General features: G+C 64.8%; 19 protein-coding genes. 12 read left to right on the top strand and 7 right to left on the bottom strand.

Annotated elements, in window-relative coordinates; all coding sequences use genetic code 11:
• The first annotated feature begins 100 nt into the window (after positions 1-100).
• Positions 101-1216, top strand: coding sequence for an inorganic phosphate transporter (locus JAO73_RS06700; protein ID WP_198976322.1), 1116 nt, complete (start codon positions 101-103; stop codon positions 1214-1216).
• Positions 1217-1451: 235 nt separating this feature from the next.
• Entirely contained in the window at positions 1452-2837 is a 1386-nt protein-coding gene (locus JAO73_RS06695) for a hypothetical protein (RefSeq protein WP_198976321.1), read from the top strand.
• Between the two features lie 86 nt (positions 2838-2923).
• Here the strand turns inward: JAO73_RS06695 and JAO73_RS06690 are convergent, their stop codons facing one another.
• On the bottom strand, positions 2924-3448 hold the full coding sequence (locus JAO73_RS06690) for an acyl-CoA thioesterase (protein ID WP_190928115.1): 525 nt from the start codon (positions 3446-3448) through the stop codon (positions 2924-2926).
• A 164-nt stretch (positions 3449-3612) separates the two neighbouring features.
• Between JAO73_RS06690 and JAO73_RS06685 the strand changes: the two genes are divergently transcribed.
• The 3 genes from JAO73_RS06685 to JAO73_RS06675 are packed head-to-tail and all read left to right on the top strand — an operon-like array spanning position 3613 to position 6469.
• The gene (locus JAO73_RS06685; RefSeq protein ID WP_198976320.1) at positions 3613-5622 is read left to right on the top strand and encodes a GMC family oxidoreductase; all 2010 of its coding nucleotides are present in this window, start codon (positions 3613-3615) and stop codon (positions 5620-5622) included.
• A 40-nt stretch (positions 5623-5662) separates the two neighbouring features.
• On the top strand, positions 5663-5992 hold the full coding sequence (locus tag JAO73_RS06680; protein WP_198976319.1) for a hypothetical protein: 330 nt from the start codon (positions 5663-5665) through the stop codon (positions 5990-5992).
• Between the two features lie 57 nt (positions 5993-6049).
• Positions 6050-6469 (top strand): hypothetical protein, encoded by a 420-nt coding sequence (locus JAO73_RS06675; protein WP_198976318.1) that lies wholly within the window; start codon positions 6050-6052, stop codon positions 6467-6469.
• 19 nt (positions 6470-6488) lie between these two features.
• Here JAO73_RS06675 and JAO73_RS06670 read toward each other — a convergent pair whose 3' ends face one another.
• From JAO73_RS06670 to JAO73_RS06660, 3 genes are all read right to left on the bottom strand, one after another.
• A complete protein-coding gene (locus JAO73_RS06670) occupies positions 6489-7094 on the bottom strand; it encodes a Uma2 family endonuclease (RefSeq protein ID WP_198976317.1) in 606 nt (201 codons plus the stop codon).
• Between the two features lie 65 nt (positions 7095-7159).
• Complete coding sequence (locus JAO73_RS06665) at positions 7160-7948, bottom strand: SDR family oxidoreductase (protein WP_198976316.1); 789 nt, start codon at positions 7946-7948, stop codon at positions 7160-7162.
• 2 nt (positions 7949-7950) lie between these two features.
• Entirely contained in the window at positions 7951-9405 is a 1455-nt protein-coding gene (locus JAO73_RS06660; protein ID WP_198976315.1) for an aldehyde dehydrogenase family protein, read from the bottom strand.
• Between the two features lie 272 nt (positions 9406-9677).
• On the opposite strand from JAO73_RS06660, the gene JAO73_RS06655 reads away from it, so the two are divergent.
• Both JAO73_RS06655 and JAO73_RS06650 read left to right on the top strand, forming a co-directional pair.
• Positions 9678-10835, top strand: a complete 1158-nt coding sequence (locus tag JAO73_RS06655) for a phosphatase PAP2 family protein (RefSeq protein ID WP_198976314.1) — start codon at positions 9678-9680, stop codon at positions 10833-10835.
• A 40-nt stretch (positions 10836-10875) separates the two neighbouring features.
• Positions 10876-11328 carry a DinB family protein gene (locus JAO73_RS06650; protein WP_198976313.1) on the top strand — a complete coding sequence of 151 codons (453 nt, stop codon included), beginning with the start codon at positions 10876-10878 and terminating at the stop codon, positions 11326-11328.
• A gap of 69 nt (positions 11329-11397) precedes the next feature.
• Here the strand turns inward: JAO73_RS06650 and JAO73_RS06645 are convergent, their stop codons facing one another.
• A complete protein-coding gene (locus tag JAO73_RS06645) occupies positions 11398-12042 on the bottom strand; it encodes a hypothetical protein (RefSeq protein ID WP_198976312.1) in 645 nt (214 codons plus the stop codon).
• Between the two features lie 202 nt (positions 12043-12244).
• On the opposite strand from JAO73_RS06645, the gene rluF reads away from it, so the two are divergent.
• From rluF to JAO73_RS06625, 4 genes are all read left to right on the top strand, one after another.
• Positions 12245-13327, top strand: coding sequence for a 23S rRNA pseudouridine(2604) synthase RluF (gene rluF / locus JAO73_RS06640; RefSeq protein ID WP_198976311.1), 1083 nt, complete (start codon positions 12245-12247; stop codon positions 13325-13327).
• A gap of 59 nt (positions 13328-13386) precedes the next feature.
• On the top strand, positions 13387-14214 hold the full coding sequence (locus JAO73_RS06635) for a hypothetical protein (RefSeq protein ID WP_198976310.1): 828 nt from the start codon (positions 13387-13389) through the stop codon (positions 14212-14214).
• An 8-nt stretch (positions 14215-14222) separates the two neighbouring features.
• Complete coding sequence (rlmF, locus tag JAO73_RS06630; protein ID WP_198976309.1) at positions 14223-15206, top strand: 23S rRNA (adenine(1618)-N(6))-methyltransferase RlmF; 984 nt, start codon at positions 14223-14225, stop codon at positions 15204-15206.
• A 113-nt stretch (positions 15207-15319) separates the two neighbouring features.
• A complete protein-coding gene (locus JAO73_RS06625; RefSeq protein WP_198976308.1) occupies positions 15320-15811 on the top strand; it encodes a cold-shock protein in 492 nt (163 codons plus the stop codon).
• A gap of 100 nt (positions 15812-15911) precedes the next feature.
• Here the strand turns inward: JAO73_RS06625 and JAO73_RS06620 are convergent, their stop codons facing one another.
• Together JAO73_RS06620 and JAO73_RS06615 are read right to left on the bottom strand one after the other, a co-directional pair.
• Positions 15912-16193, bottom strand: a complete 282-nt coding sequence (locus tag JAO73_RS06620) for a hypothetical protein (protein WP_198976307.1) — start codon at positions 16191-16193, stop codon at positions 15912-15914.
• A 49-nt stretch (positions 16194-16242) separates the two neighbouring features.
• Positions 16243-16614: a hypothetical protein gene (locus JAO73_RS06615; RefSeq protein ID WP_198976306.1), complete on the bottom strand. Its 372-nt coding sequence runs from the start codon at positions 16612-16614 to the stop codon at positions 16243-16245.
• A gap of 217 nt (positions 16615-16831) precedes the next feature.
• Here JAO73_RS06615 and JAO73_RS06610 point away from each other — a divergent pair, with 217 nt between their 5' ends.
• Positions 16832-17386 carry a hypothetical protein gene (locus JAO73_RS06610; RefSeq protein ID WP_198976305.1) on the top strand — a complete coding sequence of 185 codons (555 nt, stop codon included), beginning with the start codon at positions 16832-16834 and terminating at the stop codon, positions 17384-17386.

The following is a 17386-nucleotide window of genomic DNA, read 5'->3' as shown; positions in this document are numbered from 1 at the left end:
TTGGGAAACCAATGGCCGGGAAACCGCCGTACGTTCGCCGGCAGCGCCCACGCGGGGTGCTGTCGGCGAACTTCTTTTTATCCCTCACAAAACGGTTGCTATGCTGCTAGTTCTCCTCTTTCTGGCCGTGGTGCTGCTCACGTATTCCAACGGCGCCAACGACAATTTCAAGGGCGTGGCCACCCTGTGGGGCAGCGGCACGCTTGGCTACAAGCCGGCCCTGGTGCTGGCCACCGTTTCCACGTTTGCGGGGTCGGTCTGTTCGTATTTCTTCGCCGCGGAGCTCATCAAGAACTTCTCGGGCAAGGGGCTGGTGCCGGATGAGGTTATCGGCTCGGCCGCTTTTGTGCTGGCCGTGGCGCTGGCGGCGGGCATCACAGTGCTGCTGGCCACGCGGTTTGGCTTCCCCATTTCCACCACGCACGGGCTGGTGGGCGCGCTGGTGGGCGCCGGCCTGGTGGCAGTGGGCACGGCCGTCAATTTTGCCAAACTGGGCACCACCTTCTTCCTGCCCCTGATTTTGGGCCCGGTGCTGGCCGTGGGGCTGGGGGCGCTGGTGTACGTGCTGTTTCGGCAAGGACGCCGGGCAGCGGGCATCACCGAAGAATCCTGCGTGTGCGTGGGCGACGTGTGGGTGCCCGCGGCCTCGGCGCCCACGGCGGCCTTCACGGCGCTGCCCACCCTGCAGGCGGGCGTGAGCACCCAGGCCGAGTGCCAGAACCTCTACCAAGGCACATTCATTGGCCTCAATTTTCAGCCGCTCATCAACAACCTGCACTACGCCAGCGCCGCCACCATGAGCTTTGCCCGGGGCCTCAACGACACGCCCAAGCTGGTGGGCCTGCTGCTGGTGTGCAAGTTTTTCGCCATGCCCGTCAACGTGCTCATTCTGGCCGTGGCCATGGCCGTGGGCGGCTGGCTGAACGCCAAAAAAGTGGCCGACACGATGAGCAAAAAGATTTCCAAGCTCAACCACGGCCAGGGCTTCACGGCCAACTTCATCACGAGCCTGCTGGTGATTGTGGCCAGCAAGTTTGGCCTGCCCGTGTCCACCACGCACGTTTCGGTGGGCAGCATCTATGGCATCGGGCTGGTGAACGGCACGGCCAACTCCCGGGAAATTGCCAAAATCGGCTTGTCGTGGCTGCTCACGCTGCCAGTGGCGGCCCTGCTCAGCGCCCTGCTGTATGCGGGCATTCGAGCGGCTGGCCAGTAGCCCGCCGCCCTTTCCGGGCCGGCTGAAAGGGGCGGGCTGCAAACGGCCGTAGCTTTGGGCCAATGGCCGCGCGCCGGCAACGGGCCGGCGACGAAAAGCCGGAATTGCCTTTTCCCACGTTTTTGGGCTGCTGGCGTTGCTGGGGCGGCCGCGCTCAGCTCGTCGAAACAGACTTCTTCTCATTGCAAAACTAGCGCGGCCGGTCCGTGCTTTCGCTGCCTTTCCCATTACCTTAATGTTGTCATTCTTACCGCGAAGCCAGGCGGCTGCTCTCAAGAAAATCCTTCTCCCGGCGGCGCTGCTTTGCGGCCCCGGCGCGGCCCTGGCTCAGGTGGCCCCCACGCTGCCGCCGCCCTCGGCCCCGCCCGGTCTCAAAGAAGGCCTGAAAACCTACCTCTCGCCCGACAGCACCACCTTTCTCAAACTCAACTTCCTGGCCCAAACCTGGGCGCGCTTCAACGAAAGCAACCCCGGCACCACCGTGAACGGGCAGTTGGAGCGCCACACCACCGACGTGGGCATTCGCCGCCTGCGGCTGGTGCTGAGCGGGCAGCTCACGCCGCGCCTGTTTCTGTTTCTGCAGTTCGGCCAGAACAACTTTTCGTACCTGTCGCCCCGCAAGACGGGCGCGTTTTTTCACGATGCTACGGCCGACTACGCCATCGTGAAAAAGCACCTGAGCCTGGGCATCGGCCTCAACGGCTGGAACGGGCCTTCGCGCTACGCCAACTCCTCCACGGCCTCGATTCTGGGCCTCGACCTGCCCATTTTTCAGGAGGCCACCAACGACGTGAACGACCAGTTTCTGCGGCGCCTGGGCGTGTACGCCAAGGGCAAGCTGGGCAAGCTCGACTACCGCGTGTCGGTGGGCCAGCCGTTTGTGACGCAAACGGCCACGGCCGTGCCCGACCCGATTTCGCAGAACTCGACCTACTCGACGCGCAACCCGCACGCCGTGGCGCACAGCTACTTCATGTACCAGTTTCTGGACCAGGAGAGCAACGCCGGCGCCGGCAACGCGGGCACCTACCTGGGCAAAAAGCGCCTGTTCAACCTCGGGGCGGGCCTGGTGCGCCAAGGCGAAGCCATGTGGCGCCGCGGCCCGGCCGGCGACACCATCACCCAGGCCATGACGCTCTGGGCCATCGATGCGTTTTACGATGCGCCCGTGAACGCCGCCAAAGGCACGGCCATCACGGCCTACGGCGGCTACTACCGCTACGATTTCGGCCCCGGCTACATCCGCAACGTGGGCGCCATGAACCCCGCCAACGGCGTGCGCGCCGGCCAGGGCTCCTTCAACGGGCCCGGCAACAACGTGCCCCTGCTGGGCACCGGCCACACCCTCTACGGGCAGGCCGCCTACCTGCTCCGGCAAAACCTGCTCGGCAGCCTGGGCACCCTGCAGCCTTACGCCCAGGGCCAGTGGTCAAACTACGACCGCCTGGCCGACCCCATGATGGTGTTCGACGTGGGCGTGAACTGGCTCATTCTGGGCAACCTCAGCAAGCTTTCCTTCAACTACCAAAACCGCCCGGTTTTCACCACGCAGGCCAATGGCGACGTGACGGCCACCGCCCGGCGCGGCGAGTACGTGCTGCAGTACCAAGTGGCGTTTTAGAACGCGACGAAGGACAAGGATAAAGCAGAACGGTCCTGCTTCGGCTGCGCTCAGCAGCACCGTTCTGCTTGTTTCAGATTGACTCGTTACTCCTCGCTGCCCGCGCCTTTGCGCTGCTTCTTGAGCTGCTGGCGCACCTCTTTCACGCGCTCATCGAAGCCGTCGGGGTCGTAGCTCACGTCCTCCACGTCGAGGTCTTCGAGCAGGTTCATCATGGCGTTGGCGTGGTCGGTGCGGGTGCCGGCGGGCATGGTCACGTAGGCCATTTCCGACCACAGCAGGGCCAGCAGGCGCAGGCCGTCCTCGCTGCGCATCTGCATTTCGAGCACCAGGTTGGAGTTGTCGAAGTGAATGAGCTGGCTCAGGATGCGGACTTTGGCGCCCTGCCGCGCCGGCTTAAGGTAGCTAATGTGGTGCTTGGTGATGACCCAGGCGGCTTTCTGCTCCTGGGCCAAGTGGCCCATGTTCAGGGCGTAGTGCTCGGAGGTGTGGTCTTCGCGGGCGTTGAGGAAGTAGTCGAGGTAGCGGGCGTTGTTGAGGTGGCCCAGCATGTCGCAGTCCTGGAAATGGACGCGGTACGTGGTTTCGGGGGTTTGGATGAGGCGGGGCATGGCAGCGGGAGGATGCTGGGGCAAAGGTCGGGAATGGGGTTGACGTTGGTATACATGGCAATTTTGTTTTGGCTTCCGGTCATGCCCACTCGTCCAAAACTACTCGGCACGCCTAACACTTTGGAGAAAATTTGCTACCTTTTAGCCTCCAAAATTCCCGCCTCATGTTCTCGCTCACGCCCGCCCGCTCCGCCGTTCTGCAAGCCCTTGCCGACACTTTTGTCCCGCCCCTGGCCGACGGCAGCCCTCCCGGTTCGGCCGGCCTGAACCTGGACAAGCTGCAGGACGCCATCCGGGAGCAGCCGGAAGGCGCGCAGGCCGAGTTCGGCCAGCTGCTCGACCTGCTGGAAAAGCCGCTGCTGGGCCTGACGTGGTTTGGGCCGCTGAAGCCGTTTCGCAAGCTGGAGCCGGCGCAGCGGGAGCAGCTGCTGCAAAGCTGGGCCACCTCCAATGTGCCGCAGCTGCGCAAAGGCTTTCAGGCCGTGCGCAAGCTGTGCACGCTGCTCTACTACGGCGGCAGCATGGCCGACTTGCCCGCGGCGTGGGGCCGCCTGGGCTACCCCGGGCCCGACGAGAAGCCCGTGGACACGCCCAAGCCCATCCGCACGTTGCGCCCCACCCAGGACACCGTGTACGACTGCGACGTGCTGGTGATTGGCAGCGGCGCGGGCGGCGGCGTGGTGGCCGGCGAGCTGGCCGCGGCCGGCCACGACGTGTTGGTGATGGAAAAAGGCCCCTACTGCCACGGCTGCGACTTCACGCAGCGCGAAGTGGACATGCTGGGCAAGCTCTACGACGCCAAGGGCACGCTCTGCACCCAGGACGGCAGCATCGGCATCCTGGCCGGCGCCTGCCTGGGCGGCGGCACCACCGTGAACTGGGCCGGCTCCTTCCGCACGCCCGACTACGTGCTGCAGGAATGGGCCCGCGAGCACGACGCGCCCCATTTCACCACCCTCGAATTCAAGGAGAGCCTCAACGCCGTGGCCCGCACCATTGGCGTGAACACCAACTACACCCGGCACAACGGCCAGAACCAAGCCCTATGGGACGGCTCGACCAAGCTGGGGCAGGAAGTGAAGCTGATTCCGCGCAACGAAAAAGGCCTCACCGAATCCGACACGCACTTTCGCAGCCTCGGCTACACCACCCTGGGCGATGCCCACGGCATCAAGCAGGGCACGCTGAATACGTATTTGCTCACGGCTTTCGAGCATGGCGCCCGCATTCTGACCGACACCAAAGTGGAGCGCGTGACCATAGCCAACGGCCGCGCCACCGGCGCCGAGGCCGTGCACACCACCGACGACGGCCACAAGGTGCGCATCAGCGTGCGGGCGCGGCGCGTGGTGGTGGCCGGCGGGGCCATCCAGACGCCGGCCCTGCTGCTGCGCTCGGGCCTGAAACACCCGCACCTGGGCCGCCACCTGCACCTGCACCCCACCGTGGTGGTGGGCGCCCGCTACCCCCACCCCATGAACTCCTGGCACGGCCCCAGCATGAGCGTGGTGAACGATACCTACACCCAACTGCACGGCACCAACTTCGGCGCCAAGCTCGAAACGCCCCCCACCCACCCCGGCCTGTTGAGCATGGTGCTGCCCTGGCTTTCGGGCCAGCAGCACCACGAGCTGCTGCGCGACGCCAGCCACCTGGGCTCCTTCATCGTGCTGACGCGAGACCGCGACGGCGGCCGCGTGACCATCGACAAAAACGGCGCCCCGCTGATTGACTACACGCTGTCGGAGTTCGACCGGGCCAACATGCTGGAGGGCGTGCGCGCCGCCGCGCAAATCCACGTGGCGGCGGGGGCCGAAACGGTGTATTTGCCCCACGGCACCTTGCCCACGCTGCACGCCAAAGACGGCACATTACTCAACCCCGAAGTGCTCGACAAGCTGCCCCACCTGAGCTGGAAGCCCAACCAGTTTGGCCTCTACAGCGCCCACCAGATGAGCACATGCCGCATGGGCGGCGACGCGGCCACGCACCCGCTCAAGCTCAACGGCGAAACCGTGGAGGTCGAAAACCTCTTCGTGGCCGACGGCTCGGCCTTTCCGGCCTGCAGCGGCGTCAATCCCATGCTCACCATCATGGCGCTGGCGCACTTCACGGCGCAGGGCCTCAAGGCTAGCCGCGCGGTAGAGGCGCCGCGGCTGGCGGCCACGGCATAACTTTAGTGGCATGAAACGCCCGCCGCTGCCCTACCTGTTGTTGCTGCCGCTGCTGGCGGTACTGCTGTTCGGCAACTGCAACGGCGGTGTCAATACATTTCTGTTTAACATGAACAGCAACGGCCGCTTGGCAAAGCTTGACAGCCTGACGCGCGAGCGCCAACGGCTGCGAGCCCAGGCCCAGCAACAGCTGCGTGGGGCCGCGCGCAGGGAGCAGCTGTTGCTCATTGAGCAGCACGCCAACGAACAGGCGCAAGCCTTGCTGCGCAATAACTGGGAGCGTCGGAAATTTGAAAACCGCCGCAACAAGATTGAGCGCCAGTTGCGAAAAAACCCGGTGCCCAAACGCCCGGTGCTTGGACCGAACTAGCTATTTGCAGGCCCAACCACGTATACAGCTCTTGCCGGCCGAATCCGGTGCTGCCTTATGCTCATTCGCTATTCCTTTGTGCTGCCCCTGCTGTCGTTAAGCCTCGTGCTGGGCAGCTGCTCCATTTTTCGCCGCGACAAGCCCGCGCCGGTGGTGGAAACCGTGCGTACTGCTGACTCGCCAGCGCCGCCCACCGCCGCCCGCGACCTGGCCGACGTCATGGGTACCGAACTCCAGCTCACCCCCGACCAGACCGTGCGGGTCCGCACCATTCTCAATGGCACCCTCACCGAGTCGAACGCTGCCAAGGAAAAGTACGCGCCCAAATCGCCGCAGCTCCTGGCCGAGCTCAAGCGCATCAACATCAGCTCGCAACAGCAATTGCGCACGGTGGTGGGCCCGGCCAAGTTCAAGCTGTTGCAAACCAAAGCCACCCAGCAGAAAATAGCCGCCGAGATGCAGCAGCGGCAGAAGTAGCCCTTGCCGCGCGCATCGGTTAGCGTGGTGGCTCCGGCTCGGGCGTGAGCTGTAGCGGGGCCACATCGGTATCGTCGTACACTTGGGCCAGCGGTAGGTGCAGGTGTAGGTCTAAAATTTCCAGCACGTCGGCTGGGTCGCTGAGCACGGTGTGTACCCATTGCCCCAGGTCGTCGCGCCGAAACCATTCCAGCACCCAAGCCGACTGCGAAACCAGGATGTAGTGCCGCAGCGATGGTATCTTCTTGTACTGATTGAACTTGCGACTGCGGTCGTACTCAGCCGTGGATGGAGAAAGCACTTCCACGATGAGCACCGGCTGGCGCACCAGATACGGGTCGCAGCGGTCGTCGGGGTCGCAGCTCACCACCACGTCGGGGTAGGTGTAGTGAAACGACTCCTGCACCGCCAGCCGCACGTCTTCCATAAACACCTGACAGCCTCGGCCGCGCACCCCGGCCCGCAGCGCCAGGGTAATGTTTTGCGTGATGAGGTTGTGGGCTTTGGTGCCGCCCGCCATTGCAAATACCTCCCCATCAAAATATTCGTGGCGCACTTCACTTTGCCGTTCCAAAGCAAAATATTCTTCCGGTGTATAATGGTGTTGGGTTTCGGGCCGTCCCATGGGTTATCGGGCAAGAATGTGGTCAAAGATAAACCGTTCGGGTGCGCTCTGCGCGCAGCGCCGGCTTACCGCACCCGGGCCCGCCGCAGCACCCGCGCAAACAGCCCCGGCGTCAGGCGCTTCAGCAGCACGCCCCAGGTTTCGCGGCCGCCGATGGTGGCTTCGTCGCGGCCCTGGGCGATGGCCCGCAGCGCCTGTCGAGCAAATTCGGCGGGAGCCATGCCGTTGGCGGTGGCCTCGTCCATCTCCCCCAGCGCTTGCCCGTCGCCGGTCAGCGCATTCACCGACACGCCGGTGCGGATGAAGCCGGGGCAAAGAATGGTGACGCCCACGCCACTGGCATACAGCTCGGCCCGCAAGGAATCAAAAAAGCCGTGCAGCGCGTGCTTGGCCGCAGCGTAGGCGCTGCGGTACGGCGTCCCGAACTTCCCCACCAAACTGCTGACCACCACAATACGGCCGGCCCGGCGGGCCAGCATGCCCGGCAACACGGCTTTGCTAAGCGCCACGGGGCCGAAATAATCGACCTCCATCAACCGACGGTCGACTTCTAACCTTGTTTCCAGGGCCAAGCTACGCTGGCTAATGCCGCCGTTGTTGACGAGGATATCGACGTGACCAAACCGCGCCTGTACCTCGGCCACGGCCGCGGCAAACGTCTCGGGGGCGGCCAGGTCCAGCGGCAGCACCAGGGCCTCGGCGGGCGCGCAGGCCGCTTGCACGCGCCGGAGCGCGGCTTCGTTGCGGGCCGAAAGCACCAAACGGGCGCCCTGCTGGGCAAAGGCCTGCGCCAGCGCTTCACCCATTCCGGCCGACGCGCCGGTTATCCACACCACCTGGCCTTGAAAGTTCATGCTTACAGATATTTCACCAGCCAGCCAATTAGCTGCTGCACCTTGCCCGTGTAGGGCGGGTACATGGCCTTGATGCCCGTGAAGCCCACGCGCTGCCGCATCACGCCCTTCTCGTTGCTGAAAGCCAGAAAGCCGGAATGGCCGTGCGCCTTGCCCAGGCCGCTGTTGCCCACGCCGCCGGTGGGCAGCTCGGGGTGGGCAAAATGCAGCACCGTTTCGTTGATGCCCGCGCCGCCGGCCGAAGTGGTTGAGAGCAGGTAGCGGCGGTTGGCCTGGTTGGTGGTGAAGATGTATTGGGCCAGCGGCTTGAGGCGGGCGTTGATGTACTCGGCGGTTTCGGGCAGGCTTTTAAAGGTGAGCACGGGCAGCAGCGGGCCGAAAATTTCCTCTTCGAGCACGCGGGCGCCGGCCGGCACGTCGGTTAGCAGAGTGGGCTCGATGTAGTTCTGCGTCGCGTCGACACGGCCGCCGGCAGCCACGGTGGCGCCGCGGCCCTGGGCGTCTTCGAGCAGCCCCGCCAGGCGAGCAAAATGGTGCTGATTGACAATGCGGGCCAGCGACTCGGAGCGCTCAATGCCGGCCCCGGTGGGGTTGTAGGCCCGCTGAATGGCAGCCGTGAGCTCCTGCAGCAGGGCGGGCTGCACGCTTTCCTGCACCAGCAGGTAGTCGGGCGCCACGCAGGTCTGGCCGTTGTTCAGGAATTTGCCCCACACAATTTTTTCGGCGGCGTCGCGCAGGTTGGCGGTTTCGTCCACCACGGCGGGGTTTTTGCCGCCCAGTTCCAGCGTGAGGCCGCTCAGGTGCTGGGCCGCGGCACGCATCACAACCTTGCCTACTTCGGGGCTGCCGGTGAAGAAAATGTGGTCCCAGGGCAGCTTCAGCAGGTCGGTGGCCACCTCTTTGTCGCCCTGCACCAGCAGCACCTCATCGGGCCGAAACAGCTCTTCTACCAGCCGCTGCAGCAGCGCCGAGGTGGCGGGCGTTTGCTCGGCTGGCTTTATCACCACGGCGTTGCCGGCGGCAATGGCCGAAATCAGCGGCCCCACCGCCAGGTAAAAGGGGTAGTTCCAAGGCGAAATAATCAGCACCACGCCTTTGGGCTCTACCTGCACCCAGGAGCGGGTGCCCAGCAACGCCATACTGGTGCCCACGGAGCGCGGCGCCATCCACTTTTTCAGGTGCTTGCGGGTGTGCTTGAGCTCCACCAGCGAAGTCCAGATTTCGGTGAGGTCGGTTTCGGCCGAGGGCTTGCGAAAGTCGGCGTATAAGGCCTGCTGAATCTCGGTGCGGTGCGCGTGCAGCCAGTCCTGCAGCTTGTGCAAGCGGGCGCGGCGGACCGCCACGCCTTCCTGGCGCAACGCGGGGGCCCGCCGGCGCAGTGCGTCGAACTGCGTTTGGTAGGGAGTGGCGGCCAGCGCGGTGGCGCGCGCGGTGAGCTCAGGAGCAGCAGGTTGCATGGGCTTGGGAAAGGACAAGGCCGCCCTCTGCGGTGCGGCTTTGCAGAAAGATACGCGGCTTGCGCAACATTTCGGGTGCTCATCCGTCAGCGCGGGTGGCCCCGGCCGGCCGGTACCCCCTTCGTGACGTAGGTGTTACCTTTGCGGCCCGTTAGCCAAACCGGCCTGCGTCGGTTTCCGTTTGTTGCCTCCCGCTGCCCACTTGCGGATGGAGGCAAGTGCCGTTGTCGTTACAAAGTATTCGTTACGTGAAGTCTTATTACCCTGGCCGCTTGCGGCTGCTTGCCATCCTGCTCTTCAGCCTGTTATCTACCACCGCTGGTCTGGCCCGCCCGATTGGAGCACTTGGCGACTCCGCCGGCCTCCCGGCCGATACCAGCCGGACGCAGCCGCCCCTTGCGCTGCCCGCGCCCGCGGCCCACGCCAACCTCAACGACACGCTGCCGCACATTCACCCGCGCGACGCCAACGGCCGCATCACCGACTACACCGTGGCGCCCGGCGTGACCTGGCACTACGACAAGCCCAAGCCCTTCCGCTGGGCCCTCAACATCCCGCGCGACCTGGGCCAGTTTCCCGGCTACGCCTTCCGCAAGGAAAACAAGGGCACCCTCATGGGCCTGGTGGTGAGCTCCGTGGGCCTGTGGGTGGCCGACCAAGCCATCGTCGACTGGAGCCAGGACGTGGGCCGGCAGCTGGGCCTCACGCCCAAAAGCACGCAGCGCACGCTGTTCTACGTGCCCTTTCGCATCGGCTCGGCCAACCTGCCGTTCGAGTTCAACGTGCCCGACAACCTCAACAGCACCTTCTACTACCTCGGCGACGGCTGGACGCACCTGGCCGTGGCCAGCAGCTTCTGGATTTACGGCGGCATTAAGAAGGACAACCGCGCCCTGCGCACCTCCAGCGAGTTGGGCGAGGCCATTTTCAGCACCGGCCTGGTGGTCCAAACGCTCAAGCGCCTCACCGGCCGCCAGAGCCCCTACGTGGCCACCAAGGACCGCGGCGAATGGCACCTGTTTCCGTCGTACAACCGCTACCAAAGCTTCGTGCCCAACTACGACGCCTTCCCCACCGGCCACCTGGCCACGGCCATGGCCACGGTCACGGTCATCGCCGAAAACTACCCCGAATACCATTTCATCCGCCCCGTGGGCTATGGCCTGATGGGCCTGCTGGGCTACGCCATGCTCAACAACGGCGTGCACTGGGCTTCCGACTACCCCATTGGCATTGCGCTGGGCTACGGCTTTGCCAAGATTGCCGTGCGCAACGGCCGCACCCGCGTGGAGGAAACCTCCGCCGACCCGGCCGCCCCCGGCACCGGCTGGGTGCGGCCGCCCAAGCGCCGCCCCTGGTACCGCCAGGGCCACGTGGCGCCCTACACCTACGGCCCGTTCACGGGCGCGTCGTGGTCGTTGAAGTGGTAGGCCTCGCCCGGACTTATCTAGGCGCTACTATATTGCTGGCATGGAACTAGCCCAGACCCTGGCCGCACTCGATACCCAGCTGCAATTGCTGGCCGAGCATTGGGGCCAGTTTTCCGAAGCCGAGCTGCTGGCCCTGCCGGGGCCGGGCCGCTGGTGCAAAAAGGAAGTTTTGGGCCACCTCATCGACTCGGCCGCCAACAACCATCGGCGTTTCGTGCTGGCCCAGGTGGCGCCCGCGCCCCTCAAGCTGCTGCCCTACGACCAAGACGGCTGGGTGCGCGCCGCCCACTACCGCCACCTGCCCGCCCCCGACCTGCTGGCCCTCTGGACGAGCTACAACCGCCTCATTCGGCACTTGCTGGCCCACATTCCGGCCGCAACGCTGGCCACCGAGTGTTTCTCGCTCCACAACAACCCCGTCACCCTCGGCTGGGTGGTGACGGACTACGTGCTGCACCTGGAGCACCACGTCCGGCAGATTATTCACGAATAGAAGTTGTCCTTTTGCCAACAAAAAAGCCCGTCCCTGTATGGGACGGGCTTTTTTGTTTTCGCGGAGGGCTTACTTGAACAGGCCCTTTTTCACGGTGCGGTTGCCGTTTTCGTCGATTTTAATCTTGGTGCCGTCGGCGCGCTTGATTTTCACCGAGCCGTCGTCGTCACGTTTCACTTTGGCGCCGTTCAGGTACTTGGCTTTGTGGTCGCCGTCGCGCTCGTTTTCTACTTTTTTCACGCCCGAGCCCTGGCCCACGCTGCTCGTGGTGCGGCGCTCCGTCACCACCACCGGCGCGATGGAATACGGCCCCTCGCCATAGTTGGCGCGGTTCGAAGAATAGGTGTTGTAGTACTCGGGGTTGTTGAGGGTGGTGCGCACCTGCTCGTCGGCCTCGTCGTTGATTTGGCGGGCGGCGGCGTAGCGGCCCGTGGTGTCGGTGGTGTAGCGCGTGTCGAGCTCGCCCAAGCGGCGGCCGCGGGTGTAATAGGTGCGCTCAATGCGGGTCACCAGCACGGTGTCGGTCAGCTTGAGGTCTTCGGCCACCCGGGCGGCCAGGCGGCGGGCGTCGTCGTGGGCGGCCATGGTGTCGGGCACTACTACAGCGGTGTTGCCGTCGGTGGTGGCCACGGTGGTTTCCTCTTTCTTTTCTTGCGTGCAGGCGGCGGTGGCTAGTGCAGCAACGGCCAGCAGGCCCAATAGTTTGGTGTTCATGTATGCGGGGGTTAAGAAAATCAAAACAGCCATGCAGCTATTCTTGGGAGCTGATACGGACGCGCTTGGCGGGAAGTTATGAGGCCTGCTGCTGGGGCCGCCCGCTTCCGCCCCCCACGCCGGAGCCCAGGCCGTACCTTTGCCGCTTCAGCTTCGGCCGGGCCACGCCGGCCCGTTCCGTGCTTCATTTCAGCTTTTTCCGATGCCCGCCGCCTCCGCCATTCGCCTCAACAAGTTCATCAGCGAAAGCGGCCTGTGCTCGCGCCGCGAGGCCGACCGCTACATCGAGCAGGGCTTGGTGCTGCTGAATGGCAAGACCGCCAAAGTGGGCGACCAGGTGGCCCCGCGCGACCGCGTGACCGTGAACGGCCACAAGCTGGAGCCCCGGCAGGCCGAAGACGCCGTGTACCTGGCCTTCAACAAGCCGGTGGGCATCACGAGCACCACCGAACCGGGCGTGCGCGGCAACATCGTGGACTACGTGAACCACGCGGCGCGCATTTTCCCCATCGGCCGGCTCGACAAGGACTCGTCGGGCCTGATTTTTCTGACCAGCGACGGCGACATCGTGAACAAGATTCTGCGGGCCGGCAACCAGCACGAAAAGGAATACGTGGTGACGGTGAACCGCATTCTCACCGACCAGATGCTGGACGAAATGAGCCGCGGCATTCCCATGCTGGGCACCGTCACCAAGCCCTGCGTCATTCAGAAGGAAACGCCCTACATTTTCCGCATCACGCTGGTGCAAGGGCTGAACCGCCAAATCCGCCGCATGGTGGAGCATTTCGGCTACGAAGTGACCAAGCTCGAGCGCGTGCGCATCATGAACGTGACCGTGAAGGGCCTGCCCGTGGGCGACTGGCGCGAGCTAACGCCGCAGGAGCTGGCCGGCATCATGAAAATGGTGGAGAAATCGAGCGGCACCGAAGAAGCCTCCGGCGGCCGCCGCAGCCGGCCCACGGCGCCGCGCCCGGCCGCCCCCCGTCCGGGCGCCAACGCCAACGCCGCCGCGCCCTCCCCCACCGGCGAAGCCGCGCCCCGGCGCCCCTACAAAAAACCGCCGCCCTCGCCCCAAAACCCCTCCGGCACCGGCTGGTGGGGCCCCCGCCCCGACAAGCCCGCCGCCGCGGGCGCCCGGCCCGGGGCAGCCGGCAAGCGCCCGGCCAAAGCCGGCCCGGCACGGCCCGCGAGCGGCCGCCCGGGGCCGTCGGCGGGGGGCAGCCGGCCACCCCGGCCGGGCAAGACCGGTGGGCGCGGCGCGGGCCCGGCCGGCCGGCGCTAGTGTGGTGCCCGCCGGGCCCGGCGGAATTATCCCGTTCTACTTTGGGGTTAGGCTTTCGAATGAAACACGTATTCCTGCTGCTGTGGCTGTGGTTTCCCGGCTTCGCGGCCCCGCCGGCGCCCCTCCAGCCGCTGCAAATTGCCGAACAGTTTGTGGCGCCCACCGGCTGGGCCGACATGAAAGACTACCTCTGCTGCGAGGCCGCCGGCCAGGCCCGCCAGGAAACCCTGGGCCAGCAAATTCCGGCCCGGCTGCAGCGCAGCTGCGAGCTGCTGAGCCAGGGCGACAGCACCGCCGTGGTGGCCGTGGAGCTGCGCGACCCCGCCGAGCGCCGCGACTTCTATCTGCATTTTGCCAAAGAGGGCACTGCCTGGAAGCTGCAAGCCATTCGCAACCTGGCCATGACGCACCTGGGCCCGCCCATGGTGGAGCTGCTGTCGGCGCTGCCGCCGGCCGAAGTGGCCGAGTACGACCGCAAGCACCCCGACGCCAGCCACGCCTTCACGGTGGGCAACCTGCGCCTGTGGACCGCCGCCGATGCCGACATTGCCGCCCACTTCCGGAAAAACAAGGCCGATTTTCGCAAGCTGCTGCGCCTGGTGCAGGCCGGCAACTATTTTGTCGCTGACAGCATTGCCGCCGGCGAGAAAGCCGCCAACGCCGCCCCCGCCGTGCACGCCTTGCTGCGCAAGCTGTACCTAAGCCGCGTGACGCGCCGCGAAACCGGCTGCGTCAGCTGCCTGGAATTCGTCATCGGGGGCAAGGTGAACAGCACGGTTGGCCTGCTCTACCAGCCCCAGCCGGCCCAGTTGCCGGCCATGACGCCCGCGCGCCTCATCATGCTGCGCCCCCTGGGCGAGGGCTGGTACCTTTACAAAACCACCTGACCGGCCCGATGAAAAAACCCGCCCCTGCCGCTCCCGCGGCGCCCACCGAAAAAGACCAGCTGCACCCGCGCAACCCCCACCGCGCGCCCTACGACTTCCCGGCGCTGAGCAAGGCCTCGCCCGAGCTGGCCGCTTTCGTGCAGCCCAACAAATTCGGCAACCTCTCCATTGACTTTGCCAACCCCGCCGCCGTGAAGGCCCTGAACAAGGCCCTGCTGCGCGAGTTCTACGGCATTGAGTACTGGGACATTCCCAAAGGCTACCTGTGCCCGCCCATCCCCGGCCGGGCCGATTACGTGCATTACCTGGCCGATTTGCTGGCCGATAGCAACGGCGGCACCCTGCCGCCCGGCCAAGACATCACGGTGCTCGACGTGGGCGTGGGCGCCAATTGCATTTACCCCATCATTGGCCGGCGCGCATACGACTGGCACTTCGTGGGCTCCGACGTGGACGGCGTGGCCGTGCGGGCCGCCCAGCAGATTGAGGCCGCCAACCCCAGCCTGGCCGGCGCCATCGAGGCCCGCCTGCAGCCCGCCCGCACCCGCATTTTCGACGGCCTCATCCAGGCCGGCGAGGTGTTCGACCTCACGATGTGCAACCCGCCATTTCACGCCTCGGCGGCCGAGGCCGCGGCCGGCAGCCAGCGCAAAGCCACGGGCCTGGGCACCGGCCGCGCCCCCCGCCCGGCCCTCAACTTTGGCGGCCAAAACAACGAGCTGTGGTGCGAGGGCGGCGAAGCGGGCTTCATCCGCCGCATGGTGCAGGAAAGCGCCCGGCGGCCCACTTCTGCTTTCTGGTACACCACGCTGGTGTCGAAAAAAGAAACCCTGCCCGGCGTGTACCGCGCCCTCAAAACGGCCGGCGCCACCGACGTGCGCACCATCGGCATGGCCCAGGGCCAGAAAAAAAGCCGCCTCGTGGCCTGGACGTTCCTCAAGCCCCCGCAGCAGGAAGCCTGGCGGAAGACGCGGTGGCATTCGCCCCGGTAAGCAGGGCCGCCGATGCGCCTCAATTATTGCGTATCTTCGTCGCAATCCACTCCTCTGTTTTTCGCTTCGTGACGATGCGAAACTCAGACACAATGATTTAGCAGCAAAAAACTATGGGTAGGTCTCAAGAGACATTTGGTAAGAAAGACAACGAGAAAAAGCGCGCCAAGAAGAAAACCGAGAAGGAGGAGCGCAAAGCCGAGCGCCAGGCCAACGCCAAATCCGGCGCGGCCCTGGAAGAGATGTTTGCGTACGTTGACGAAAACGGCAACATCACCTCCACCCCGCCCGACCCCACCAAGAAGCGCGTCATCAAGGACGAGGAAATTCAAATCAGCGTGCGCAAGCAGGAAGACCGCGAGCCCGAGGATACCCTGCGCACCGGCACGGTGACGTTTTTCAACACTTCGAAAGGCTACGGCTTCATCCGCGACTCGCAAACGCAGGAAAGCATTTTCGTACACGCCAACGGCTTGGGCGGCATCACCATCGGCGAAAACGACAAAGTGACGTTTGAGGTGGAAATGGGCCCCAAAGGCCCCAACGCCGTGCGCGTGCGCCTCGGCGGCGCCACGCCGCCTCCGGCCGCACCGGCCGCGGAATAGCGCCGTACTTCGATAAATAGAAAAAGGCTGACGCTCGCGGAGCGTCAGCCTTTTTGCGTTTGGGCTGGTAAGACGCAAAATAGTGCGTCTTTACACCGCTCTAGGCGTTGCCGTCCATGGCGGCCAGGCTTTCTTCGGCGGCCAGGGCGTCGGAAGTGGCGCTGGTGCTGCTGGTAGGCGCGGTGGCTTCGGCGGCTTTGCCGGCGCGGCGCTTCGAGAGGTAGCTCAGGCCCAGGGCCACGAGCGCCGCGCCGCCCACCACCTTTTGGGTGGTGGTGAGCTTGCCGAGGCCCTTGCCTTTGCCCAGCTTTTTGAGCGACTTGCCGGCGCCGCCCAACAGGGTGGCTTTTTTGGCGGCTTTGTTTTTCTTGTTCTTCTTCATGACGGTGGTTGGGTTAGAACGGATGACTTGCGTGGGTGGCCCGCCGACGCTAGACCTCAGGGCCGGGCTTGGGGCGAGCTTTGGTGATTTTTCGGGGTTTCGGCGGCTTCGTGGGCGCTTCGGTTTCGTAGTCTTCGGCGTCTGAGTCGCCATCATCGTCGGCTTCGGGCCGGTGGGCGTGCAGCTTCAGCGGCGTTGCTTCCTCGTCCCGCTCGGGGACGGCGCCCTCTTCCTCCTGCGAGGCCAGGTAGGCCAGCCCGGCGGCCACCAGCGCAATGCCCCCCACCAGCTTCTGGCCGGTGCTGAGCTTATTGATTTCCTTGGTCACCTTCCGGAATTTCTTGATGGACAGGGCAGCTACGTCGAGGATGTCTTCCGAAACGTCTTCCTTTTTTGAGTGCTTTTTTTTGTTCTTGGCCATGAGAAGGTTCGGTAAAACAACGGTTTCCAGGAAAAACTGCAGCGGGAAAGCCATAGCGTAAGCAAACGCAACACCGAAGCAGGGGCGCGACCGGCGAGTTAGGGTATTCGGAAGCAGGGCCCGTAATGTTTCCGATTTATTTGCACCGCCGGCCATCGGCGGTTGGCTCACCCGGTCTGGCGAGTGCCGTTGCTGCTCCATAATTCATTGCTTTCGCGTGGAAGTTCTTGTTCACCTCGTTTTTACGGTCTTTAAAACTGCGGTATTGGCATCGGTCTACGCCGCCCTGCTGCTGCAAGTGGCCAAGTTTGTTCGCCCGCTAGCCCCCACCAGCCCGTTTGCCCAGGCCAGCACCCGGCCCAAGCGGTTTTGGTGGCGCTACGGGTTCCTGATTTCGGTGGGCTTGTTCCTGTATTCGCTCACGTATTGGGGCAACCACGGCCTGGGCGACTACGCCCGCATCCCGCTGGGCCACGGCGAGGCCATGGAAGAAAGCAACGGCACCATGGCCTACTTCGAACCCGTCCGCGCCATCGACCAATCCGAAGTGGTGGCCTACCAACTAGCCGACGACGTGCTCTGCGCCCAAGCCGACGACAACCTGTTCTACACCTACGACCTCGGCTCGAACCTTCGCCAAACCTTTCCCGATAGCATGGCTTACAATGCCTACGCCACGGGGCATCACTTGCCGCTCAGCCGCCAGCTACAGCCGTTTGCTGCGCACTACGCGCAGTACTGGGGAGGCTGGCGCTTTTGGCTGCTGGCCTGA

Source organism: Hymenobacter miniatus, from assembly GCF_016427455.1.
GTDB lineage: Bacteria > Bacteroidota > Bacteroidia > Cytophagales > Hymenobacteraceae > Hymenobacter > Hymenobacter armeniacus.
Note: the sequence above shows the minus strand (reverse complement) of the source record. Positions and strands in the feature narration are given on the sequence as shown.

What these genes read in the sequence shown, in the direction of transcription:
- JAO73_RS06700 (WP_198976322.1), top strand. Translation starts at nt 101, where the DNA reads ATGCTGCTAGTTCTCCTCTTTCTGGCCGTGGTGCTGCTCACGTATTCC.
- JAO73_RS06695 (WP_198976321.1), top strand. Translation starts at nt 1,452, where the DNA reads ATGTTGTCATTCTTACCGCGAAGCCAGGCGGCTGCTCTCAAGAAAATC.
- JAO73_RS06690 (WP_190928115.1), bottom strand. Translation starts at nt 3,448, where the DNA reads ATGCCCCGCCTCATCCAAACCCCCGAAACCACGTACCGCGTCCATTTC.
- JAO73_RS06685 (WP_198976320.1), top strand. Translation starts at nt 3,613, where the DNA reads ATGTTCTCGCTCACGCCCGCCCGCTCCGCCGTTCTGCAAGCCCTTGCC.
- JAO73_RS06675 (WP_198976318.1), top strand. Translation starts at nt 6,050, where the DNA reads ATGCTCATTCGCTATTCCTTTGTGCTGCCCCTGCTGTCGTTAAGCCTC.
- JAO73_RS06670 (WP_198976317.1), bottom strand. Translation starts at nt 7,094, where the DNA reads ATGGGACGGCCCGAAACCCAACACCATTATACACCGGAAGAATATTTT.
- JAO73_RS06665 (WP_198976316.1), bottom strand. Translation starts at nt 7,948, where the DNA reads ATGAACTTTCAAGGCCAGGTGGTGTGGATAACCGGCGCGTCGGCCGGA.
- JAO73_RS06660 (WP_198976315.1), bottom strand. Translation starts at nt 9,405, where the DNA reads ATGCAACCTGCTGCTCCTGAGCTCACCGCGCGCGCCACCGCGCTGGCC.
- JAO73_RS06650 (WP_198976313.1), top strand. Translation starts at nt 10,876, where the DNA reads ATGGAACTAGCCCAGACCCTGGCCGCACTCGATACCCAGCTGCAATTG.
- JAO73_RS06645 (WP_198976312.1), bottom strand. Translation starts at nt 12,042, where the DNA reads ATGAACACCAAACTATTGGGCCTGCTGGCCGTTGCTGCACTAGCCACC.
- rluF (WP_198976311.1), top strand. Translation starts at nt 12,245, where the DNA reads ATGCCCGCCGCCTCCGCCATTCGCCTCAACAAGTTCATCAGCGAAAGC.
- JAO73_RS06635 (WP_198976310.1), top strand. Translation starts at nt 13,387, where the DNA reads ATGAAACACGTATTCCTGCTGCTGTGGCTGTGGTTTCCCGGCTTCGCG.
- rlmF (WP_198976309.1), top strand. Translation starts at nt 14,223, where the DNA reads ATGAAAAAACCCGCCCCTGCCGCTCCCGCGGCGCCCACCGAAAAAGAC.
- JAO73_RS06625 (WP_198976308.1), top strand. Translation starts at nt 15,320, where the DNA reads ATGGGTAGGTCTCAAGAGACATTTGGTAAGAAAGACAACGAGAAAAAG.
- JAO73_RS06620 (WP_198976307.1), bottom strand. Translation starts at nt 16,193, where the DNA reads ATGAAGAAGAACAAGAAAAACAAAGCCGCCAAAAAAGCCACCCTGTTG.
- JAO73_RS06615 (WP_198976306.1), bottom strand. Translation starts at nt 16,614, where the DNA reads ATGGCCAAGAACAAAAAAAAGCACTCAAAAAAGGAAGACGTTTCGGAA.